The sequence below is a fragment of the Ensifer sp. GW823-FHT05D09 genome (assembly GCF_058795755.1).
Genome location: NZ_JBXAIA010000005.1, coordinates 11,501 through 32,658, shown reverse-complemented (window position 1 = coordinate 32,658; position 21,158 = coordinate 11,501). Strand labels below are relative to the sequence as shown.

Genomic DNA, 21,158 nt, shown 5'->3' with positions numbered 1-21,158 from the left:
CATGGCCACCTACACCTTCTCCTGCATCGACGGGCACACCTGTGGCAATCCCGTCCGCCTCGTTTCCGGCGGCGGCCCTCGTCTCGAGGGCGCCAACATGCTGGAAAAGCGCGCCCATTTCCTGCGGGAATTCGACTGGATCCGCACCGGCCTGATGTTCGAGCCGCGCGGCCATGACATGATGTCCGGCTCGATCCTCTACCCGCCGACACGCCCCGATTGCGATGTCGCCGTTTTGTTCATCGAGACCTCCGGCTGCCTGCCGATGTGCGGCCACGGCACCATCGGCACGATCACCATGGCGATCGAGAACGGGCTAATCACGCCGCGCGAGCCCGGCAAGCTGTCGATCGACGCGCCTGCCGGCAAGGTCGACATCAGCTACCGCCAGGAGGGCCGCTTCGTCGAGGAAGTGCGCCTGACCAACGTGCCCGGCTTCCTCTACGCCGAAGGCCTGACGGCCGAGGTCGAGGGCCTTGGTGAGATCGTCGTCGACGTCGCCTATGGCGGCAACTTCTACGCCATCGTCGAGCCGCAGAAAAACTTCCGCGACATGGCCGACCACACGGCCGGCGAACTGATCGGCTGGAGCCCAAAACTGCGCGCCGCCCTGAACGCCAAGTACGAGTTCGTCCATCCCGAGCATCCGGAGATCAAGGGGCTCAGCCACATCCAGTGGACGGGCAAGCCGACGCAGGCCGAAGCGCACGCCCGCAACGCCGTGTTCTACGGCGAAAAGGCGATCGACCGCTCGCCCTGCGGCACTGGCACCTCCGCGCGCATGGCGCAGCTGGCCGCCAAGGGCAAGCTGAAGGTCGGCGATGAATTCGTGCATGAATCGATTATCGGATCGCTGTTCAAGGGTCGGGTCGAGGCGGCGACCAAGGTCGCCGACCGCGATGCGATCATCCCCTCCATCGCCGGATGGGCGCGCATGACCGGCATCAACACGATCTTCATCGACGATCGCGACCCCTTCGCACACGGCTTCGTCGTCAAATGACAAATTCGATCTCCGCTCACAGCATCCTTGGCGGCACCGCCGAGGGACCCGTCGTTGCCGCACCGGAAGCGTTGAGCTTCTGGGGGGGCGTCGATCCGGCGACCGGAGCGGTGATCGATGTTCACCACCCGCTGCACGGGCTCTGTCTGACCGGCAGTATCCTGATGATGCCGTCGAGCCGGGGCTCCTGCACCGGCTCCGGCGTGCTGCTCGATCTGGCGCTGACCGGCCGCGCTCCGGCAGCGCTCGTCTTTTCCGAGGCAGAGGACGTGCTGACGCTGGGCGCGCTGATAGCCGCCGAGATGTTCGACAAGCGGCTGCCCGTCCTGCGCCTCTCACGCGATGCGTTCGCAGCACTCGCCAAGGCAAAGTCTGCGCGCATCACCGAAAAGGCGATCGAGGCCGAGGGGCTGACGATCGAGATTGCACCGCCTGCGACCGCAAGGCTCGACCTTGATGACGCTGATCGAGCCATGCTTGACGGCCGCGACGGCGTGGCGGTTGAGGCAGCCATGCGCATCATCTGCGCCATGGCGGCGCAACAGGGCGCCACCCGCCTTGTCAGCGTCACCCAGGGGCATATCGACGGCTGCATCTATGCCAGCCCCGCCAACCTGACCTTCGCCGAGAAAATGGCTGACATGGGCGCGCAAGTCCGGCTGCCGACGACGATGAACGCCATCTCGGTCGACCGGGCCAACTGGCAGGCGCAGGGTGTGCCCTCGTCCTTCGGCGACCCGGCCGCCCGTCTTGCCGACGCCTATGTCCGCATGGGCTGCCGCCCGACCTTTACCTGTTCGCCTTATCTGCTCGACAGCGCGCCTGAGGCCGGCGAAGCGATCGCCTGGGCGGAATCGAACGCCGTCATCTACGCCAATACCGTGCTCGGCGCTCGCACGGCAAAACACCCTGATTTCCTCGACCTGTGCATCGCGCTGACCGGCCGCGCACCGCTCTCCGGCGTCTATCTCGATGAACACCGCAAGGCGAGCCGCGTCATCGACGTGGATCTGCCGGAAACCGTGGATGACGCCTTCTGGCCGCTGATCGGCTATCTCGCCGGGCGCGCCGCGCCGGATCGTATTCCGCTTTTGCGCGGCCTTGCCGCTGCGAAACCTTCGCCCGACGACCTGAAGGCACTCTGTGCCGCCTTCGGGACGACGTCCGCTTCGCCAATGCTGCATATCGAAGGCGTCACACCCGAGGCCGAAGGCGCCGCGGCAGACGACGCCGATACCGTAACGATCACGCGCGCCGAGATGGCGGCCGCCTGGACGGTGCTGAACAGTGGGCCGGAGGATGTGGACCTCGTCGCGATCGGCAGTCCCCATGCGTCGCTTGCCGAATGTCGGGCACTCGCCACGGCCCTCGGCGGTCGTCCGCGGCACAAGCATGTTGCCGTCATCGTCACCGCCGGCCGCGACGTGATTGCCGCTGCCCGCACCGAAGGCGTGCTGGCCGCCCTCGAGGCAAGCGGCGTTCAGGTCCTGCCCGACCTCTGTTGGTGCTCGATTTCGGAACCGGTGTTCCCGACGCAGACCCGGGCGCTGATGACCAATTCCGGTAAATATGCCCATTACGGCCCCGGCCTATCCGGCCGTGCTGTTCGCCTTGGCAACCTTGCCGATTGCGTGACAGCGGCGCTGACGGGCCGCGTGTCGGCGCGGATGCCGGACTGGCTTTCCCCCGCGGATCGATAACGTCCGCCGACAGGATGCCGGCTGGGCATCTTGACCTGAATGCGTTTCCGCCTCGCCGCCGCAACACTTGCGGCGGGTTCGGGTGCGCTTAAAGATCAGGCGCGCGGTCGACCAGCGTCTGAAACAGGACGTTTGCGGCCTCCTGCGGGGTCGAGGCGGCAAACCAGACAGGATCGGTCATCAGGACGACATGATCCTTTCGGGCGGCGGGGCCCGATGCTTCGCTTTCGTAAATGCCGCAGGCGCGACGCTGCTTCCGATTGAACGCGATTTCGAGAACCCCCGAAGGCGGCGCATCCAGCGCCTCGAAGATCTGCAGGACGTAGCCGCGAAATCCGGTCCGCCCCCCATTTGCGTCAATCTCATCGAGAACGGACGGATTGAGCTCCGCCTGCCCCACTGGAATGGGTCGTGTCCAGAATGGCCCTCGGTCACTGCGGTCCGCGCTCAGCATGTCACTCGCCCTCGTCGCCTTGGAGCCGCGATCTTAACACTTGATCGGCGCGCATTCAGCCGATCCAGAATAGAATATGGCTCGCCGCACCCGCCTGCTGGGTTGCAAAGCGCAGCTCTTCCAGGCGAGGATCGGGTTGGTGGGCATGTTGGCACCATCCTGGAGACTGGGCAGCGCGCTGCAAGCGTCACAGCATCGACGCAGGCTCATGCGATCATTTACCGTGACGCAGCAACAGGGGGATGGAACAATGCGCAGAATGCTCCGCGGACTGTCGGTCATTGCAGTGCTGGCCTTTACGATCGGCACCGGCGTCGCGAACCCCGCCGCAGCCCAGGGCGGATCACAGGACCGCTCACGCAATGCCGAGGCATCGGGAAAGCCGTCCGCCGCGCCTGCGAAAAACAAGCGTCCTGCCGTGGTCGTCAACCACCCTCCGCCGAGGAACGGAGCCTACTACAAGGGCATATTCCGCAATTAAGAGCAGCGGCTGAAGGCGCAGCGGGCAGAGGGTTTTCACGTTGATCCGCCTGCGCACGTCAACCGAGGCTCCCCATGGACCGACATCCTGACCGGTCTTCGAAAAGGCTTCGGGGCGAAGGCGTGAGCAACGCCGAAGGTTATCGCCGCCTGCCTGGCCTATCCTCTTCAGGAACGACGACGGTGCAGCAGCAGAGAGAACACCGGCGCCCCGACCAATGCGGTCACGATGCCTGCCGGCAACTCGCGTGGCGCAATGACACTGCGTCCCACCATATCGGCGACGACGACGAGAACACCGCCGAGGACCAGCGAAACAGGCAGAAGGCGCGCATGTTTCGGACCGGCGAGAAGCCTTCCGGCATGCGGCGCGAGCAGACCGACGAAGCCGATAGCGCCGACGGACGACACCGCGCCGGCGACGAAGGCGGCGGCGCACGCGGCCGCAGCAAGACGGGTTCTGCTGGTCGAGAGCCCCAGCGACCGTGCCGTGTCATCACCGAGGACCAGCACATCGAGCCGCGAGCAGAACGACACGGCTGCAACGAGCAGAAGCAGGAGCCAGGGTAGGAGGGCTACCGCGTCGTCCATGCCGCGGGCATGCGTGGACCCTGCCAGCCACGACAAGGCCTGCGTGGTCTGCAGCCGCGCCTCGACGACGACGATGGTGCCGCAGGCGCCGAGGCTCGCCGCAAGGGCAATGCCGTATAGCACCAGCCTTTCCGGTGTCCGGTGAACGCCGAAGGCAAAGAGGCAGAACATGGCGGCAAAGGAACCCGCAGCCGCCACCAGCTGGAAGCCCGGCGAGCCCGGCAGCAACCCGCCGAGAAGCGCCACAAGACTGAAAAGGGCCGCCCCCTGTGCCAGACCCAGGGTCTCCGGCCCGCACAGGGGATTGCGGGTGGCCGCCTGAAGGAAGACGCCGGCGCCAGCCAGAAGCATGCCGGCGCCCATGGCGACCAGAAGGCGCGGCGCCCGCAAATCGAAAACGGCCACCAGCTCCGACACGGTCCTGGCGACGCCGTCGCCGACGGCGAGTGCCGACGCGACGGCAACCGCCGATGCGACCAGCAGAACAGCAAGGAGGAGGCTGGCCGGCAGCCGAGAGGATATCGAAAGCGCCCGCGGCCGCTGTTCCTGGCCGATCCTGGCAAATCTGAGCAGGACCAGCATTGCCGGGGCTCCAAGGCAGGCAACGATCGCGCCGGTCGGGATCGACGAGCCTTCGGCGCTCAGCCACTGTGCCGTGACGTCGGCAATCAGAACAGCCACCGCGCCCCAGATTGCCGAAAGGGGAATGACATGGCGATGCCGGGTGATGCCGATGCCACGGAGCAGATTGGGAACGGCAAGTCCGACAAAACCGATGGGACCGCCGAGCGTCACGGCCGATCCGGCCAGAACCACGCTGGCACTAAGGGCAAGCAACGTCACCGCCCGGGTCACGCCAAGGCCCCTGGCCGAATCCTCGCCGAGCCCCAGCAAATCGAGAGACGGCGCCATCAAGCTGACCACGAACAGCCCCGCGAAGACGGCCGGCCCGATGGTTGCGATCTTCGTCCAGCCTGTCTGGTCGAGGATGCCGGCCGACCAGAGGACGATGCCGGAGGCCCTATCGTCGGCCATCAGCACGATGGCCGACGAAATCGCCGCAAACGACAGCGAAACCGCGATGCCGGCAAGCGCCAGACGAACCGGCGGCGCACGGAGGCCACCACCCAGCGTCAGGCAGGCGAGCCCGCCGAAAACGCCGCCGAAAACGGTCGCCGCAAGGCTCGGCACATAGAACGGCAGAAGCAGCGTGACGATGACCAGCGCAAGCTGCGCGCCCGTCGTCACCGCCAGAATATCAGGTGCCGCAAGCGGATTGCGCAGCACGGTCTGCATCACTGCGCCGGCGACAGCGAGACAGATGCCGACCAGGATCGCAGCCGAAAGCCGGGGCGCGCGAATGGTCTCGATGATGGCTTGGGCCAGCGTCTCCGGGCGCGAGGGGGCCGCGACAATATCGCCCCAGGCGACGAGGCTGCCGCCCTGTTTCAGCGCCAGGAGCGCAAGGCCGATCAGCAGGACCAGCCCCAACCCGAACATCAGCCTCAGTGAAACTGCGGTCGACGCATGCAACGATGCCGAACGCACTAGCGATCGTCTCCAACGCGATCGCGACCGCGATCGTCGCCGACCCAGTCGATCAGGCAGAAGGGTCGACCTGTATGCGGATGCGCGACCACATCGACCTTGCAGCCGAAGGCATGGCTGAGGCTCTGCGGCGTAAAAATATCGGCCGGCGCACCCGTCGAAAGCACCTGCCCCTTTTTCATCAGGATGACGTCGTCGGCAAATTCGATCACCTGATTGAGATCATGCAGCACCGCGATGATCGTCAGCCTATCCTCGCGGTTGAGCCGGCGCAGCAGCGTCAAAAGCTCTGCCTGATGGCGCACGTCGAGGAAGCTCGTGGGCTCGTCGAGAAACAGGATCTGCGGCTCCTGGGCGAGCGCCATCGCCACCCAGGCACGCTGGCGTTCGCCGCCGGACAGCGAGGCGAGCTGGCGCTTGCGCATGTCCGCGAGATCGACGGCGGCGATTGCCCGCTCGATCGCGTCCCTGTCATTGGCCCTCAGCCGCGTCAGCCACGGCCGATGCGGGTATCGCCCTTGCTCAACCAGTTCCTCGACGTTCAATCCCGCCGGCGTTTCGGGGTTTTGCCCGAGCACGGCAACCTGTCTTGCGATGTCGCGGCGGCTGAGGCCGCCAAGGGCTTGACCGGCGAGCCGGATATCGCCGCCGGTCGGCGCCTCGATGCCTGAAAGGCACTTCAGCAGCGTGCTCTTGCCCGAGCCGTTGGCACCACAGATCGCAGTGATCCGGCCGGGATGAATTGCCACGGAGGCCCGATCGACGGCAGCCACGCCATTGAAGACAACGCTGACATCCGTCGCCTCGATGATTGCGGCACGCCTTGTCTCAGCGGTGTCCACCGCCATCGCCGCGACGGTCACGACAGCACCTCGCGCAGTGCATTGCGCAGGGCCGAAACGGAGCGATATCCGACGTCCACAGCCGCCTCCTCCAGCCGTGCGCCTTCGGCACGACGCCGCATGACATGGGCGATGCGCAGACGCCGCCGCCACTCGGCAAAGCTCATGCCGGTCTGCGTCCTGAACTTGCGGGTCATCGTGCGCCGGCTCATGCCCAGCATGTCGGACCAGCTGTCGATATCGAGATCGATGGACGGCCTGTCGGAGAGATCCATGCAGAGTTTCTGCAACCGCTTGTCCTGCGGCATCGGCAGGGCGAAGGGACCTTCCTTGGCGCGTGTGATTTCCTGCAGGATCAAGGCGACGAGATGCCCGCCCCGACCATCCTCGTCATAGAGCACGGGCTCTTCAAGCAGGGCAGAAACGGTCGCCGACAGCAACGGCGAGGTGGGAATGACCCGAACGGGCTCCCAGCCGAGCACCGGATCGGTCACCGGCTCGATGTAAAGCGACTGCATCCTTACCCGGCCATGACTTGTCACCGCATGCGGCAGGTTCGGTGCGATCAGCAGGCCATGCCCGCTCGGCACGATGAACGATGCATCCAGCGTTCGCGCCGTCATGAAGCCTTCGACACTCTGCAGCAATTGCCCGCGCCGGTGGCTGTGCCAGCCGAAATCGACACTCGTCTCGTAGAGACGTGTCATCGCCGCAACGGGCCGCGGAACCGTCTGAAGATCGATGGCTTGCTGCGGGCGCTTCACTTCATCCTCATCAATTGCTATCCGCTGAGCGCGACCTTGCGTTGCGCCTCTCGCTCGTGCCCGGCGGGATTGCTCTTCCGGCCCATATTTCGGTGAGCAATAGACACGGCACCGGGTATTTTCAAAGCGATATTTGGCCCATTTCCCTTATTCAATTACTTCGCACTTCATCGGGCCATATATTGGCCCGATCGCGATCGTTTTTGACCTGACAATGTTGACTACAAAAGTCTAGTTAGTCGCCGAAAGCGGTTCGACAGACCCGCAAGAAGACGACAGGCACCGACCCGCAGGCGGGTCCGCCGCTCTGGACATGCAAGGTCAGGAAAATTGGCAATGGTACACAGGCATTCGAGTTCCGCGCGCTCCTCCAACGGCGACCTGCCGATGCGTTCCGCGCAAAAAGCCCGCTCGAAGACCCATGGCCTGCTGATTTCCAGTGTTGCCGGTTTCGCAATTCTGGCGCAGATGCCACTCGCCCATGCGCAAGATGGCCAGCCGGCGACAAAGCTGGAGACGATCACGGTCGACGGCAGCCGCGCCTCGACGGAGACCTCGCGCTCGCCCGGCGAAGGCTATGTTGCCAAGGACAGCGCATCGGCCACCAAGACGCCGACACCGGTCGCCGAGACGCCGCAATCCATATCGGTTATCACGCGGGCCAGCATGACGGACCGTGCCGTGCAGTCGGTCGCCGACAGCCTGGTCTATAGCGCCAACGTCAACGGCCAGCGCTACGGCAACGACACGCGCTCCGACTACTTCACCGTGCGCGGCTTCCCGGCCGATCTTTATCTCGACGGCCTGCGCATCCCGCAGATCGCCAACCAGACAGGCGGCTATGCCGGCTTCCGCGTCGAGCCATATTTCCTCAACCGCGTCGAAGTCCTTCGCGGCCCGAGCTCGGCGCTGTTCGGCCAGACCAATGTCGGCGGCGTCGTCAACATGATCAGCAAGGACCCGTCCGACGAAGCAAGCGGCGAAGTCTACGCGCGCTACGGCAGCTTCAGCCAGAAGGAAACCGGCTTCGACCTCACCGGCCCGCTCGGCAAGGACGGCGATCTCGCCTATCGCCTTATGGGCATCTACCGTGACAGCGAAACGGGCATCAAGCTCGGCAAGAACGACCGCTTCGCCATCAGCCCGACGATCTCCTGGACGCCGGACGAGGACACGAGCCTCACCGTCTACGGCGCCTACATGAAGGACGACGCCGGTCAGGCCGGCGCGATCATCCCGGCGCGCGGCAGCGTCCTGCCCAATAGCCTGGGAATGGCGATCCCACGGAACTTCACCGATGGCGACCCGCGCTATGACACCTATGAGAAGGAAACGGCCTATGTCGGCTATCGCCTGGAACAGGCGCTCAGCGACGACCTGACGCTGCGACAGAACTTCCGCTACTCCCGTCTCGACGCAAACTATCAGAACCTGTTTACCAGCGGCCTGCTCCCCGATGAGCGGACCATCACGCGCACCGTCTACAATGCGCAGCCGGTGCTCGACGCCTATGCGCTCGACACCAACCTCGAGTACAAATTCGATACCGGCCCGATGCAGCACACGATGCTGGCCGGCGTCGACTTTCAATGGCAGCGCCTGATCAACAACACCGGCTCCAAGGTCGGCCCGACTCAGGATCTGTTCGATCCGACCTACGACCAGCCGTTCACGCCCGCGGCGCTTACGACCCGCCTCGACCAGATCCAGCGACAGGTCGGCATTTATGTCCAGGACCAGATCGAGCTGGGCGGACTGCGCCTCACCGCCGGCGGGCGCCAGGATTTCGTCAACATCAGCTCTCAGTCCAAGGCGCTGGCAACCGGCGTGACGACGCCATACACACAGGATCCGAGCCAGTTTACAGGCCGCGTCGGCGCGGCCTATGTCTTCGACAACGGCGTCGTGCCCTACGCGCTCTATTCGACCTCGTTCCTGCCGGTGCTGACGCTGGCCAATACGCCGCTGAAGCCGACGACCGGCACGCTCAAGGAAGTGGGCGTCAAGTACGCGCCTGACGAAGCAGACTTCGACGTGACGCTGTCGGCCTTCGAGGCGACGCAGCAGAATGTGGTCAACCGTATCGCCACCGTCTATTATCAAACCGATGAAGTCCGGGTGCGCGGCGTCGAGATCGAGGCCAATGCCAGCCTCTGGGACGGCCTCAACCTGACGGCCGCCGCCAGCTTCCAGGACCCTGAGGTCACGGAGAGCCGGACCCCAGCGCAGGTCGGAAAGATGCCCTATACCGTTCCCAAGCAGCAGCAGTCGCTGTTCGTAAGCTATGACATGCCCTTGCCGGACGCCTGGGAAGGCGAACTGGTGATCGGCGGCGGCGTGCGACACATCGGCAAGACTGCAGGCGACACCGCCAATTCGTTCTTCGTCCCCGGGTACACGCTCGTCGATGCTTTCGTTCGCTACGAACACGATCGCTATCGCCTGCAGCTCAACGGCTACAACCTCGGCGACAAGACCTATGTCGCCGGCTGCAACACCACCACTCAGTGCTACTACGGCCAGGGCCGGTCCGTCGTCGCCACCGCGAGCATCAAATGGTAATCAGTCAGACACGACGGGGTTTCGTTTTCGGCGCCCTGTCGCTTCTGGCCGCACCGCGCCTTCATGCCGGCGAGCCGCGCAGGCTCGTCACGCTCGAATGGCTGCCAACCGAGATCGCCCTGCTGCTCGGCGAACGTCCCGTCGGCGTGGCCGATCTCGACGGCTATCGCCGCTGGGTGTCGATCGAAAACGACGGGCTTGTCGATGCGATTGATGTCGGCGGGCGCCAGCAACCGAGCATGGAGGCTCTGAACCGTCTTCGGCCGGACCTCATTCTGTCTTCCGCCCTGCGGCACCGCGTGCTCGAACAGCAGCTTTCGGAAATCGCCCCGACGCGGCTCCTCGATGACCAGCCGCAAGACGGTAACCTGCTGGCCGCAGTCTACACCGCGACCAAAGCTGCAGGCGAAGCGCTCGGCCGCAGCGAAGCGGCCAACGGGCTGCTTGCGGATTTCGACAGGAAGCTTGCCGACATCGCGGCCAATATCACCGATAGCAAGCTTGGCGGCCAGCCAGTGCTGATCGCCCAACCGCTGCCGGGCGTGCCGCGCCTGCGCATTTTCACATCGAACTCGGCGGTGATGCAGATGTTCGTCCGGGCCGGCTTTGCCGCGGCCCTCGATCTGCCGGCCGAACCGTTCGGGTTCAGCACCATCGGGCTCGAGGGCCTCGCTGCGCTCGATGGAAAATCCAAACTTATCCTGCTTGCCGACGAAGCGCCGGTAGAATTGGAAAATAGCGCGCTGTGGCCGATGCTTCCGGTGGTCGCGTCGGGAGGCATGGTTCCCGTGGGCCTGCCAAGCTGGCCATTCGGCGGTCCCGCGTCGCTGCTCGGACTGGCGACCAATGCGATTGCGAAAATGCAGGCCTGATCGACGCGGGTCCGGCCGGGTCTATACGCTTGGCAGATCAGGGGCGAAGGCTCAGTTTTTCGCCCGTCAGGCAAGTCGGACGCCGCCGCGATCGTGCGCGACGGCGTCCGGTGAAAAAGCAATCAGCTGTGTCTGATCGAGATGCTTAACCTATCGCGGCGTGACGTCGAAGCCGAACCACTTTTCTGAAAGCGTCTTGATCGTTCCATCCGCCTTGGCGGCTGCGATCGCCGCGTTGAACAGTGCCTTCAGTTCCGGATCGGTCTTGCGCAGGCCAACCGAACTGCCACGACCGAGAAAGCCGCCCTGGAAGCGGGGGCCGGTCGTGGTCATGTCCTCGTTTCCGGGCTTTTCGGAAGCGGTCGTCAGATAGGCCATCGAGGCCATGACCAGATCGACGCGGCCGGCAGCCAGATCAAGGTCGTGTTCTTCGGTGGTCTTGTACTCGCGCACCTCGACCACGCCCTTCAGATACTTGTCGACGAAGGCGGCACCGGTCGAGGCGATCTGGACGCCGATCGTCTTGCCTTCGAGCAACGGCTTCAGCTTCTCGATCTCGGCGACAGCGCCTGCCTCGTTCGATGCGAGCGAAAACACGACGCCCTTTTCAGGCAGCGCCGCGAGCGGGCCCGACTTCGAGGTAGCAAATGCCTGGCCCGTCGAACCGTAGGAGTCGCTGAAGTCGATGACCTGTTCGCGCTTCGCGGTCGCCGACATGCCGGAAATGATCGCGTCGAACTTGCCGGCGTTCAGCGCCGGGATCATGCCGTCGAAGTTCTGGACGTTGATCTCGCATTCCACCTTCATATGGGCGCAGAGATATTTGCTGAGCTCGATCTCATAGCCGTCGAGCGTGCCGTCGGGCTTTGTGAAGTTGTAAGGCTTGAACCCGCCTTCGGTTGCGATCGACACGCGCGTCCACGTCTTGTTTTCCGCATGCACGCCGGTGGCCGAAAACATCATCGTCGCGATGCACAATGCCTTCATTGCCGATTTCGTGTAGTTCATTGGTAGTTCCCCTTTTTTGAGTGGTTAAGGCCGCCGGTTCACGCCTTGATGAACCGCCGGAAGCGTTCGGATTTGGCGTTGCCAAATACCTCGTCTGGTCGACCGTCTTCCTCGATCTGACCCTGGTGAAGAAAGATGACCCGGCTCGAGACATCGCGCGCAAAGCCCATCTCGTGGGTGACGACCAGCATCGTGCGCCCCTCTTCGGCGAGCGCGCGCATCACGCGCAGCACCTCACCGACGAGTTCGGGATCGAGTGCCGATGTCGGCTCGTCGAACAGCATCACCGCCGGACGCATGGCGAGCGCCCGGGCGATCGCCGCCCGCTGCTGCTGGCCGCCGGAAAGATGCGCCGGGTAGTGATTGCGCTTGGCTGCGATCCCGACCTTGGCAAGAAGCGCTTCAGCCTCCTCGATGCATTCGGCGCGCGGGCGCTTCTGCACGTGGATCGGGGCCTCGATGACGTTTTCCAGCACCGTCTTGTGGGACCAGAGATTGAAGCTCTGGAACACCATGCCGAGGCGCGAGCGGATGCGATCCACCTGGGCGCGATCCCGCGGGCGGCTCTTGCCGTTGCCGGCAGCAAGCATCTCGATGGTCTCGCCTGCAACCGTGACCGCGCCACGATCGGGCGTTTCGAGCATGTTGATGCAGCGAAGCAGGGTCGACTTGCCCGAGCCGGACGAGCCGAGAATGGAGACGACCTCACCTTCGCGCGCGTCGAGCGAAATGCCCTTCAGGACTTCGATCGGGCCGAAACTCTTGTGGATGTCCCGAACGCTGATGGCGACGGGCGCAACGGACGACGCGGGCGAACTCAATGCGCTTCTCCTTCGATGATGGCGGGCAACACCGCGACCGGCTGCCTGAGGTGTGGGCTCAGCCGGAACTCGACGAGCTGCACCAGGCGGGTGAGCAGAAAGTTGATGGTGAGATAGATGGCGCCGGCGACGACGAAGACTTCGATCGCGCGGTAGCTCTCGGAGATGATGCGCGCCGCAACGCCCGTCACTTCCATGAGCGTGATGATCGATGCCAGCGACGTCGCCTTGACCATCGAGATCATCTCGTTGCCGTAGCCGGGCAGCGCCTGCCTGACGCCGAGGGGCAGCGTGATGCGCCGGAAGATCATGAAACGTGACATGCCGCATGCCCTGGCCGCTTCGATTTGTCCGAAGGGAACCGAAAGCAGACCGCCGCGGACGATCTCGCTGGCATAGGCGGCGGTGTTGAGCGCAAGCGCCAGCACTGCACACCAGTAGGGCTCCCTGAGGATCGGCCAGAGCGGACTATGGCGAATGGCCGGAAACTGGCTGAGGCCGTAGTAGATGATGAAGAGCTGGACGAGCAGCGGCGTGCCGCGGAAAACGAAGACATAGGCCTGCGCCAACCAGCGCAGCGGCGCGAAGACTGAAAAACGGGCAACGGCGATGCCGACCGCCAGGACCGCGCCGAACGCGATCGCGTTGACCGCCAGCAGCAATGTCAGCGGGACGGCAGAAATGAGACTGACGAAGGTCTCCTGAAGGAAGGTCCAGTCCATCAGCTTCTCCTCACGCCGCGGCTGAAATGATGCTCGGCCCGGTGCAGGACGGCACTCGATACCGTCGAGATCGCCAGATAGATGCCGCCGGCGATCAGGTAGAAATCGAAGGGCAGGCCGGTGGAGCCCGCGGCAACCTGGGACTGGCGGAGCAGTTCCGCGACGCCGGTAATCGAGACCAGCGCGCTCTCCTTGAGCACGACCTGCCAGACATTGCCGAGACCGGGCAGCGCGTGCCTGAGGGTGAGCGGCGCGACGATGCGCCGGAAGCGCAGCCACCGCGGCATGCCGCAGGCAATCGCCGCCTCGATCTCTCCGGGTTGCACTGCCCTGAACGCGCCACGAAAAACCTCCGTATGCTGTGCGCCGGAGGTAATCCCGACCGCAAGCATGCCGGCAAGGAAGCCCGGAAAGCTGATGAAGCCTTCGGCACCGAACAGATGCCCAACCGCGGAGATTGCGGCGGAACCGCCGAAATAGAGCAGATAGATGACCAGCAGATCCGGAATGCCGCGCAGCACCGTCGTGTAGACATCTGCGACCAGACGCGTGACCGGCCCGCCCCTCACTTTCGCCCAGGCGCCGAGGACGCCGATGACAGCACCGGTCGCGTAACCCGACAGTGCGATCAGGATCGTCATCATCGCGCCGGCAAGCAGGATGTTTCCCCAGCCGTCGGGGCCAAAACTGAGGAGTTCGAGGATACCGGGTTGGGTCACAATGCCTGCGCTCCCTTTTCGGCGAAGCTTGCCTCGCGCACAGGAAGAGGCGGATCGACATCATCAGGGATCGGATTGACGAAGGGCGTTCCGTCGAGCCGGCTGCGATGGTCCGCCTTGGCGGCGGCCACCAGTTCGGGATCCGACATCAGGTCGATGGCAAGGCTCGCCATGGCTTTCGCCGCATGGGCCATGCCCTTGTGGGCCGCCGGCAGTTTTCCTTGGGCGACCAGCTGCCAGGAATGGCCCGGCGTGCCGATCGCATAGGTCGCGCCACGCATCTGCACCGTTGGGACGACCCAACTCACGGTGCCGACGTCAGTGGAGCCGACGATGCTGCCGTCGCCGCCATAAAGCGGATAGATCATGTCGCACAGTGGCTGCCCCTTGCGCGGCGACAGGCCGAAGCGGGCGTAGGATGCGGAAATATCGTCAGGCGTATAGGTGGCCTGGAACTTTCGCGCCGTCTCCAGGTCGGCGGCATCGAAGGCGGCAGGCCCGAGATGCTCGAGACAGGTGTGGAGCCGCGCCTCGAGCGGACCGTTGCCGACAAGATTGGCATCCCCGCTGATGACCTCATGGCGCACGGTCGTTTCCGTCATCAGCGCGGCCCCTTCAGCGATCTTCTTGACGCGCTCGATCAGGCCGAGCAGGTCCGGCAAGGAACGAGCGCGAATGAGATAACGCACCGTCGCGCGGGCCTGCACCACGTTCGGTGCGTTGCCGCCGGCATCGGTGATGGCATAGTGCACCCGGGCGCTCGATGGCATGTGCTCGCGCATGTAGTTGACGCCGACATTCATCAGCTCGACGGCATCCAGCGCGCTGCGACCGAGGTGCGGCGTCGCCGAGGCATGGGAGGCGCGACCGGAGAAATGAAAATTGATCTCGTTGCAGGCAAGCGAGATCGGATTGTTGACGCCGGAGAAGGCTGCCGGGTGCCAGGAGATGGCGACGTCGACATCGTCGAAGGCGCCGGCCCGCACCATGAAGCCTTTGGACGAGCCGCCCTCTTCGGCCGGGCAGCCATAATAGCGCACGCGCCCTTTCAGACCATTGGCCTTGAGGTAATCCTTGACCGCGGCAGCCGCAAGCATGGAGCCGGAGCCGAGCAGATTGTGGCCGCAGCCGTGGCCGTTGCCGCCGGGAACGACCGGGCGCTCTTCGGCCAGACCCGCGACCTGGCTCAGGCCCGGAAGCGCGTCGAACTCGCCGAGGATCGCGATCACCGGGCCGCCTTCGCCGGCCTCGCCCGTCACCGCAGTCGGCAGGCCGGCGACATTACGCTCGACGCGAAACCCCTCGGCTTCAAGCAGGCGGGCGTGCTCGCTGGCGGATTGAAACTCTTCGTAGTTGGTTTCGGGACTGTCCCAGACGCGGTCGCTGAGCGCGAAGAAGGCCGGGCTCTTTTCCTCGACGATCGACCATACGTGTTCCGTATTCTTCATTGCGTTTAGCGTCCCACATGCGATAGTTACCAAAATTGGCGCCAATTTAGGATACAAAAATAATTTGCGCAATGGGCGGCGATGGATATTTTCGGTATCCATCTCACGCCGAATTCGCACCGATCGCGGATCGAACCAAACGAGCCCGCCGGCAAACGAGAAAACAGGAATGCCCATGACCGAAATGCACGATGTGACCGAAAATGCGGCCAACGACCGAGATGTCACCGATCTCGTTCTCGAAGACATCCTGACCGGGGTGCTTCCGGCCGGCACCTGGCTCAAGCAGATCGACCTGGAAAAGCGCTACGATTGCACCCGGCCGGAGGTTCGTCGGGCTCTTGACCGGCTGTCACAGAAGCGTCTGGTCGAACACGTGCCCAACCGCGGCTATCACGTCTACCAGCCGGACGGGCGGCGCGCGCAGGAAGTCAGTGACATCCGCGTCATCCTCGAAACCGCGGTGGCGGACCTGATGGTGGAAAGGGCCACGCCCGAAAGCATCGCCAAACTGCGCCAACTCGCCAGCCATTTTGACCGGATGACGATGGAGGGCACGGTACTGGAGCACTACGAGGCAAACCTCGCCTTCCATCGCGAACTCTTGCTCCTGTCGGGCAACAATGAGCTTGTGGATCTCGTTTCCGAAATCCGCCAACGCACCTCGTCGGCACCGGTCTCGCAGTGGCGCACACGAGCCCGCGTAGAACGCTCGGCGCGCGAGCATCACATGATGGTCGATGCGCTCGAAGCCCGCGATGTCGCCGATCTCAAACACCTGATCGAGGCGCATATCCGCCAGACGGGCGATGCCGCCCCAACTGAAAGCGCTGCGCGTCAGGCATGACGTACCGTGCTTTCTGATGGGTAAAACGGCCGGTTCCCCCTGATTTCTCAGAGTTGTGACGGAGTGGTGCAGAACCTAAGCTCAAGCCGAAAATGAGGTTCTGCCATGTCAAACACCCGCAATCCGCCAGCAACCGATATCATCGAGATGCGTGAAGCTCTGGCCGAGTGGTGCACCCAGAACAATTGCACCCAATCCGACCCACCCGCCAACCGGATCGCGCTTCGGATTTTCGACGTCGCGAGCGGCAAGAAGCTTAACCGCACCGAGATCCTGGCCCTTCTGTCGAACGGCTAGAAAGCGGCAGGCACGCCGATCTCGGCTGACGGCACGGAGCCCCGGAGACGCCGGGGCCGTTTCCATCAGCGTTGCGCCATTCGGCTTGCCGTCAACTTGACGCCGTCGGCAATGCGGTCCCGGCCGATCGACGAGTACCCCATGCGGAAGAAGCGGCAGCTTTCCTCTTCGGTCGGAAAGAACGGCGATCCGGATTCGATCAGCACCCCGTCGTCCCGCAGGTCGGCCATCAGCCGATCGGCATCGAGACCGTCAGGCCCTTCGATCCAGAACGAGGTGCCGCCGAAGGCCGCCGATCCGGCGATCTTCAGTCCATTGGCATTGAGCGCCTCTGCCATAACCCGATGGCGCAGGTGATATTCCTCCCGCATCCTGTGAAGCACGGCATCGTAGTGGCCGAGCGCCAGGAAATAGGCAGCTGTGCGCTGCAGATGACCCGGCGGATGGCGCAGCATCAGGGCGCGCAGCGCCCGCGCCTCCCGGATCACAGGCGCCGGCGCCACGAGATAGCCGAGCCGCAGACCGGGAAAGAGCGATTTTGAGAAACTGCCGATGTAAAACACCCGTCCGTTTCTATCAAAGGCCTTCAGCGCCGGCGACGGCGGGGCGAGAAAGCTCATTTCGAACTCGTAATCGTCCTCGATGATGACGAAGTCCCGGCTTGAGGCGGCTTCGAGCAGCGCCACGCGGCGATCCATCGGCATCGTTGCTCCCGTCGGGGAGTGATGGCTCGGCGTCACGAACACGGCGTCGACCTGCTCAGGCAGGTTCGCCGGCGGCAGCCCGCCGTCGTCGACGTCCAGCACCGTGACCTTGGCACCGCTCAGCCGCAGCGAGGCACTCATATCCGGGTGGCAGGGGTTTTCACAGACGGCATGCGAGCCACGCCGCAGCAACAGCTGAATAACGATCCAGAGCGCATTCTGCGCCCCCACCGTCACCAGGATCTCATCGGGATTGGCCCGGATGCCACGCCCGGGCAGCGTGCGCGAACAAATGTAATTGACCAGTTGCACGTCATCCGACGCGGCGAAATCGCCGGCCATCAGTTCGAAGTCTTCGCGCGCCAGCGCCCGTCGGGCACAATCTCGCCAGGCGGAGAGATCGAACAGAGACGGGTCCATCTGGCCGTAGAGAAAGGGGTACGGATACCGCCTCCAGTCGAGCGGCTTGCGCATCTGCTTGGCGACACGAAAGGTCGAGCGCAGCTTGGACGACCAGTCCACGGCTTCCGCGCCCGGTGGCGCCAAGTCCGCGCCGAGCACGTTGAAGGGGGGCTTGTCGGCGACCCGGAAACTGCTGCGGTCGGCCGCGTCGAGATATCCCTGGGTCGCCAGTTCCTGATAGGCAAGCGTGACGGTCAGGCGGGAAATATTGAGATAGTTTGCAAGCTTGCGGGTAGAGGGAAGCTGGGCACCTGGCGGCAGTCGTCCCGACAGCACGGCGGAAACGACCGTCTCGCGGATCTGGGCCTGCAAGCTGGCGCGGCCCGCCCGGTCGACGAAGAACACGGTTTCCGGAACAGAGATGCGCGCCACGTCCGATCTCCCAACGACCAAAACTGGACTTATCTAACTTTCAATCTGGCTATAAAGCAAACGGCAAAGCTGCTCTATTCCTAATGGTCGAAAATGAGATCGGCAAAACAGTCGACAGATCCCGAAAAACGGGGTCGGAACCAGAGGGAAACACATGTTCTACTCCAACGCCTTGAAATATATGGCGGGGGCAGCCACGATTGCGGCCAGCCTCCTGACATCAAGCCTTGCCCGCGCCGAGACCAACGTGATCATCGGCTACCAGCAGATCGTCGGTCCGTTCATCGCGGCGATCGCCGACGGCCGCTTCGACGCCGCCGCCAAGGAGGCTGGCTATATCGTCGACTGGCGCCAATTCAGCTCCGGCGGCGACATCTCGACGGCGCTTGCATCCGGCAACGTCCCGATCGGCGTCATCGGCTCGACCGGCACCACGGCCGCTGCGACGCGCGGCGTCGATCTCGAACTGTTCTGGATCCTCGACAACATCGGCAAGTCGGAGGCGCTCGTAGCTCGCGAAGGTTCCGGTATCGAGAAGCCCGAAGATCTGGTCGGGCGCTCGGTAGGCGTGCCGTTCGTCTCAACCTCGCATTTCCATCTGCTGGTCGGCCTTGAGCAGGTATGGAAGGTCGATCCGCGCGAAGTCAACATTCTCAACATGAAGCCGCCGCAGATCGTTGCCGCCTGGCAGCGCGGCGATATCGATGCCGCCTATGTCTGGCCGCCCGCCCTGTCGGAACTGCTGAAGACCGGCAAAGTGATCTCCGATTCCGAAGTGATCGGCGCGGCGAGCGTGCCTACCTTCGACGGACTGGTGGTCGACAAGAAATGGGCCGCCGAAAACCCGAAATTCATGGCCGCCTTCACCAAGGTACTGGCCGAATCCTATGCCGACTACAAGGCGAACGGCGCCAGCTGGACGGCGGACTCCGCACCGGTCCAGAACATCGTCAAGCTGATCGGCGGCGATGGCGCCGGCACCGTGGAAGCACTGAACCTCCTGTCGTTCCCGACGGCTGAGGAGCAGGCCTCCGAAACCTGGCTTGGCGGCGGTGCGCTTCGCGCGCTCACCGAAAGCGCAAAGTTCCTTGCCGACCAGAAGCAGATCGACAAGGCGCTCGACGACTACGCGCCCTATGTCAACAGCGCCTACGCGAAAGAGGCTGCGAAGTAGCCGACGCTTAGCTCCTGGCCACCCGTCGGCCAGGAGCGCCGCCAACGCCACTCAACAGCCGTTTTTCGAAAGGCCTTTCCAATGGAAACTCTCAATGTCAGCAATGTGAGCCTGACCTATCCTGGTCTCTACACGAACGAGGCGGTCATCGCGCTCAAGGGCGTCAACCTCGAGATCAAGAGCGGCGATTTCGTCGTGGCACTCGGCGCCTCCGGCTGCGGCAAGACCACGCTGCTCAATCTGATGGCGGGCTTCATGGCCCCGAGCGCCGGCGAAATTACGCTCGGACACCGCCGCGTCTCCGGCCCCGGTGCCGACCGCGGGGTCGTGTTCCAGAAGCACGCGCTGCTGCCTTGGCTCAACGTCATCGACAACACCGAATTCGGACTGAAACTGCGGGGCGTCGACAAGGCGACGCGCCACGAGGTGGCCGCCAAGAACCTTGCCCTCGTCGGCCTGCAGGATTTCCACCGGCACATGATCTATCACCTGTCCGGCGGCATGCAGCAGCGCGTCGGCATCGCCCGGGCCTTGAGCTGCGATCCGTCGATGCTGTTGATGGACGAGCCGATGGCAGCACTTGATGCGCTGACCCGCGAGACCATCCAGGAACTGCTGCTGAAAGTCTGGCAGCTGACCAACAAGATGTTCTTTTTCATCACCCACAGCGTCGAGGAGGCGTTGTTCCTCGGCTCGCGGCTGATCGTGATGTCGCCACGGCCCGGACGGATCACCCACACCTACGAGCTCGATTTCAACAAACGGTTCCTGGAAGGAGGCAATGCCCGTGCAATCAAATCCAGTCGCGACTTCATCGACATGCGTGAACAGATCCTCAGCATCATCTACGGCGACGAGCGCCAGTCCGGAAACCCGGAGCTCCTCCATGCTTGAGCGCGTGATGAAGGCCAAGCCGGTCAAGCCGGGCCGGATCTACGGCGCCCCCGGCGAAGGCATGAGCGGGCATATCAGCCTCCTGACCGCGCTGACGCTCGTCGCGCTCTGGCTGCTGATCACCGAGATGCAATGGGTGAAACCGCTGTTCCTGCCGTCGCCTTTGGCCGTCTGGGACAAGTTCGTGATCGCGCTGACGGAGGGCGTCTCCAACTCGACACTCGCCCAGCATACGCTCGCAAGCCTCGGCCGCGTGCTCGGCGCCTTCGCGCTGGCGCTCGTCACCGCAGTTCCGATCGGCATCCTCATGGGCGTCAACCGGGTGATGCGCGGGCTGTTCGATCCGATCATCGAGTTCTACCGCCCCCTGCCGCCGCTTGCCTACCTGCCGCTGATCATCATCTGGCTCGGCATCGGCGAGTTTCCGAAGGTCTTCCTGATTTTCCTCGCGATCTTCGCACCGATGGCGATCGCCGCCCGGGCCGGCGTGCGCTCCGTCTCGATCGAACAGATCCATGCGGCCTATGCGATGGGTGCGAGCCGCCGTCAGGTCATCAGCCACGTCATTTTGAAGGCGGCGCTGCCCGAGATCTTCACCGGCATGCGCATCGGCATCGGCGTCGGCTGGACAACGCTTGTCGCGGCAGAAATGGTCGCCGCCCACAGGGGTCTCGGCTTCATGGTCCTGAACGCCGCCGAGTTCCTTGCCAGCGACACCGTGATCATGGGCATCATCGTCATCGGCGTCTTCGCTTTCGCTTTCGACCTCCTGATCCGCCATCTCGAAAAGGCGCTCATTCCCTGGAAGGGCAAGGTGTGACGATGCTCCCTTCGACAGGACGCCAGCCGCCGAGCGGATAACCGCTCGGCCCTA

The 21,158-nt window shown here is 63.9% G+C and carries 20 protein-coding genes; 10 read left to right on the top strand and 10 right to left on the bottom strand.

The window, feature by feature from the left end:
• Nucleotide 1: 1 nt before the first annotated feature.
• Nucleotides 2-1,003 (top strand): 4-hydroxyproline epimerase, encoded by a 1,002-nt coding sequence (locus AC1Q80_RS16155; protein WP_025429445.1) that lies wholly within the window; start codon nucleotides 2-4, stop codon nucleotides 1,001-1,003.
• Nucleotides 1,000-2,703 (top strand): cis-3-hydroxy-L-proline dehydratase, encoded by a 1,704-nt coding sequence (gene lhpI / locus AC1Q80_RS16150; RefSeq protein WP_492361102.1) that lies wholly within the window; start codon nucleotides 1,000-1,002, stop codon nucleotides 2,701-2,703. The genes AC1Q80_RS16155 and lhpI overlap by 4 nt, the downstream gene beginning before the upstream one ends.
• Before the next feature lie 88 nt (nucleotides 2,704-2,791).
• Here the strand turns inward: lhpI and AC1Q80_RS16145 are convergent, their stop codons facing one another.
• A complete protein-coding gene (locus tag AC1Q80_RS16145; protein WP_173421482.1) occupies nucleotides 2,792-3,157 on the bottom strand; it encodes a hypothetical protein in 366 nt (121 codons plus the stop codon).
• 250 nt (nucleotides 3,158-3,407) lie between these two features.
• Here AC1Q80_RS16145 and AC1Q80_RS16140 point away from each other — a divergent pair, with 250 nt between their 5' ends.
• Nucleotides 3,408-3,638 carry a hypothetical protein gene (locus AC1Q80_RS16140; protein WP_209789266.1) on the top strand — a complete coding sequence of 77 codons (231 nt, stop codon included), beginning with the start codon at nucleotides 3,408-3,410 and terminating at the stop codon, nucleotides 3,636-3,638.
• Between the two features lie 167 nt (nucleotides 3,639-3,805).
• Here the strand turns inward: AC1Q80_RS16140 and AC1Q80_RS16135 are convergent, their stop codons facing one another.
• The 3 genes from AC1Q80_RS16135 to AC1Q80_RS16125 are packed head-to-tail and all read right to left on the bottom strand — an operon-like array spanning nucleotide 3,806 to nucleotide 7,382.
• Nucleotides 3,806-5,776, bottom strand: a complete 1,971-nt coding sequence (locus tag AC1Q80_RS16135) for an iron ABC transporter permease (RefSeq protein WP_492361101.1) — start codon at nucleotides 5,774-5,776, stop codon at nucleotides 3,806-3,808.
• Nucleotides 5,776-6,639 carry an ABC transporter ATP-binding protein gene (locus tag AC1Q80_RS16130; protein ID WP_492361100.1) on the bottom strand — a complete coding sequence of 288 codons (864 nt, stop codon included), beginning with the start codon at nucleotides 6,637-6,639 and terminating at the stop codon, nucleotides 5,776-5,778. The genes AC1Q80_RS16135 and AC1Q80_RS16130 overlap by 1 nt, the downstream gene beginning before the upstream one ends.
• Nucleotides 6,636-7,382 (bottom strand): AraC family ligand binding domain-containing protein, encoded by a 747-nt coding sequence (locus AC1Q80_RS16125; protein WP_492361099.1) that lies wholly within the window; start codon nucleotides 7,380-7,382, stop codon nucleotides 6,636-6,638. The genes AC1Q80_RS16130 and AC1Q80_RS16125 overlap by 4 nt, the downstream gene beginning before the upstream one ends.
• 336 nt (nucleotides 7,383-7,718) lie before the next feature.
• Between AC1Q80_RS16125 and AC1Q80_RS16120 the strand changes: the two genes are divergently transcribed.
• Together AC1Q80_RS16120 and AC1Q80_RS16115 are read left to right on the top strand one after the other, a co-directional pair.
• Complete coding sequence (locus AC1Q80_RS16120; protein WP_492361098.1) at nucleotides 7,719-9,944, top strand: TonB-dependent siderophore receptor; 2,226 nt, start codon at nucleotides 7,719-7,721, stop codon at nucleotides 9,942-9,944.
• Nucleotides 9,938-10,816: an iron-siderophore ABC transporter substrate-binding protein gene (locus tag AC1Q80_RS16115; protein WP_492361097.1), complete on the top strand. Its 879-nt coding sequence runs from the start codon at nucleotides 9,938-9,940 to the stop codon at nucleotides 10,814-10,816. The genes AC1Q80_RS16120 and AC1Q80_RS16115 overlap by 7 nt, the downstream gene beginning before the upstream one ends.
• 150 nt (nucleotides 10,817-10,966) lie before the next feature.
• Here AC1Q80_RS16115 and AC1Q80_RS16110 read toward each other — a convergent pair whose 3' ends face one another.
• From AC1Q80_RS16110 to AC1Q80_RS16090, 5 genes are read right to left on the bottom strand one after another with little or no spacing between them, the layout of a single operon-like run.
• Nucleotides 10,967-11,824: a transporter substrate-binding domain-containing protein gene (locus AC1Q80_RS16110; protein WP_173421478.1), complete on the bottom strand. Its 858-nt coding sequence runs from the start codon at nucleotides 11,822-11,824 to the stop codon at nucleotides 10,967-10,969.
• Nucleotides 11,825-11,862: 38 nt separating this feature from the next.
• Complete coding sequence (locus AC1Q80_RS16105; protein WP_173421477.1) at nucleotides 11,863-12,645, bottom strand: ABC transporter ATP-binding protein; 783 nt, start codon at nucleotides 12,643-12,645, stop codon at nucleotides 11,863-11,865.
• A complete protein-coding gene (locus tag AC1Q80_RS16100) occupies nucleotides 12,642-13,367 on the bottom strand; it encodes an ABC transporter permease (protein WP_209789260.1) in 726 nt (241 codons plus the stop codon). The genes AC1Q80_RS16105 and AC1Q80_RS16100 overlap by 4 nt, the downstream gene beginning before the upstream one ends.
• On the bottom strand, nucleotides 13,367-14,086 hold the full coding sequence (locus tag AC1Q80_RS16095) for an ABC transporter permease (protein ID WP_492361096.1): 720 nt from the start codon (nucleotides 14,084-14,086) through the stop codon (nucleotides 13,367-13,369). The genes AC1Q80_RS16100 and AC1Q80_RS16095 overlap by 1 nt, the downstream gene beginning before the upstream one ends.
• Nucleotides 14,083-15,534 (bottom strand): M20 family metallopeptidase, encoded by a 1,452-nt coding sequence (locus AC1Q80_RS16090; RefSeq protein ID WP_173421474.1) that lies wholly within the window; start codon nucleotides 15,532-15,534, stop codon nucleotides 14,083-14,085. Before AC1Q80_RS16090 ends, AC1Q80_RS16095 begins: the two co-directional genes overlap by 4 nt.
• 175 nt (nucleotides 15,535-15,709) lie before the next feature.
• Between AC1Q80_RS16090 and AC1Q80_RS16085 the strand changes: the two genes are divergently transcribed.
• Both AC1Q80_RS16085 and AC1Q80_RS16080 read left to right on the top strand, forming a co-directional pair.
• Nucleotides 15,710-16,381, top strand: coding sequence for a GntR family transcriptional regulator (locus tag AC1Q80_RS16085; RefSeq protein ID WP_173421473.1), 672 nt, complete (start codon nucleotides 15,710-15,712; stop codon nucleotides 16,379-16,381).
• A 105-nt stretch (nucleotides 16,382-16,486) separates the two neighbouring features.
• Complete coding sequence (locus tag AC1Q80_RS16080; protein ID WP_173421472.1) at nucleotides 16,487-16,678, top strand: hypothetical protein; 192 nt, start codon at nucleotides 16,487-16,489, stop codon at nucleotides 16,676-16,678.
• 65 nt (nucleotides 16,679-16,743) lie between these two features.
• Here AC1Q80_RS16080 and pdxR read toward each other — a convergent pair whose 3' ends face one another.
• Nucleotides 16,744-18,216, bottom strand: coding sequence for a MocR-like pyridoxine biosynthesis transcription factor PdxR (pdxR, locus tag AC1Q80_RS16075; protein ID WP_492361095.1), 1,473 nt, complete (start codon nucleotides 18,214-18,216; stop codon nucleotides 16,744-16,746).
• A gap of 154 nt (nucleotides 18,217-18,370) precedes the next feature.
• Here pdxR and tauA point away from each other — a divergent pair, with 154 nt between their 5' ends.
• The 3 genes from tauA to AC1Q80_RS16060 all read left to right on the top strand — a co-directional run bounded on the left by tauA (nucleotide 18,371) and on the right by AC1Q80_RS16060 (nucleotide 21,104).
• Nucleotides 18,371-19,390: a taurine ABC transporter substrate-binding protein gene (gene tauA / locus AC1Q80_RS16070; protein WP_492361094.1), complete on the top strand. Its 1,020-nt coding sequence runs from the start codon at nucleotides 18,371-18,373 to the stop codon at nucleotides 19,388-19,390.
• A gap of 81 nt (nucleotides 19,391-19,471) precedes the next feature.
• Entirely contained in the window at nucleotides 19,472-20,284 is an 813-nt protein-coding gene (locus AC1Q80_RS16065) for a taurine ABC transporter ATP-binding protein (protein WP_492361093.1), read from the top strand.
• Complete coding sequence (locus AC1Q80_RS16060) at nucleotides 20,277-21,104, top strand: ABC transporter permease subunit (RefSeq protein WP_173421468.1); 828 nt, start codon at nucleotides 20,277-20,279, stop codon at nucleotides 21,102-21,104. Before AC1Q80_RS16065 ends, AC1Q80_RS16060 begins: the two co-directional genes overlap by 8 nt.
• Nucleotides 21,105-21,158: the final 54 nt, after the last annotated feature.

Bases quoted from the DNA above. Each gene is read 5' to 3' on its own strand.
- AC1Q80_RS16155 (WP_025429445.1), top strand. From the start codon at position 2: ATGGCCACCTACACCTTCTCCTGCATCGACGGGCACACCTGTGGCAAT.
- lhpI (WP_492361102.1), top strand. From the start codon at position 1,000: ATGACAAATTCGATCTCCGCTCACAGCATCCTTGGCGGCACCGCCGAG.
- AC1Q80_RS16145 (WP_173421482.1), bottom strand. From the start codon at position 3,157: ATGCTGAGCGCGGACCGCAGTGACCGAGGGCCATTCTGGACACGACCC.
- AC1Q80_RS16140 (WP_209789266.1), top strand. From the start codon at position 3,408: ATGCGCAGAATGCTCCGCGGACTGTCGGTCATTGCAGTGCTGGCCTTT.
- AC1Q80_RS16120 (WP_492361098.1), top strand. From the start codon at position 7,719: ATGGTACACAGGCATTCGAGTTCCGCGCGCTCCTCCAACGGCGACCTG.
- AC1Q80_RS16115 (WP_492361097.1), top strand. From the start codon at position 9,938: ATGGTAATCAGTCAGACACGACGGGGTTTCGTTTTCGGCGCCCTGTCG.
- AC1Q80_RS16110 (WP_173421478.1), bottom strand. From the start codon at position 11,824: ATGAACTACACGAAATCGGCAATGAAGGCATTGTGCATCGCGACGATG.
- AC1Q80_RS16100 (WP_209789260.1), bottom strand. From the start codon at position 13,367: ATGGACTGGACCTTCCTTCAGGAGACCTTCGTCAGTCTCATTTCTGCC.
- AC1Q80_RS16090 (WP_173421474.1), bottom strand. From the start codon at position 15,534: ATGAAGAATACGGAACACGTATGGTCGATCGTCGAGGAAAAGAGCCCG.
- AC1Q80_RS16085 (WP_173421473.1), top strand. From the start codon at position 15,710: ATGACCGAAATGCACGATGTGACCGAAAATGCGGCCAACGACCGAGAT.
- AC1Q80_RS16080 (WP_173421472.1), top strand. From the start codon at position 16,487: ATGTCAAACACCCGCAATCCGCCAGCAACCGATATCATCGAGATGCGT.
- tauA (WP_492361094.1), top strand. From the start codon at position 18,371: ATGTTCTACTCCAACGCCTTGAAATATATGGCGGGGGCAGCCACGATT.
- AC1Q80_RS16065 (WP_492361093.1), top strand. From the start codon at position 19,472: ATGGAAACTCTCAATGTCAGCAATGTGAGCCTGACCTATCCTGGTCTC.
- AC1Q80_RS16060 (WP_173421468.1), top strand. From the start codon at position 20,277: ATGCTTGAGCGCGTGATGAAGGCCAAGCCGGTCAAGCCGGGCCGGATC.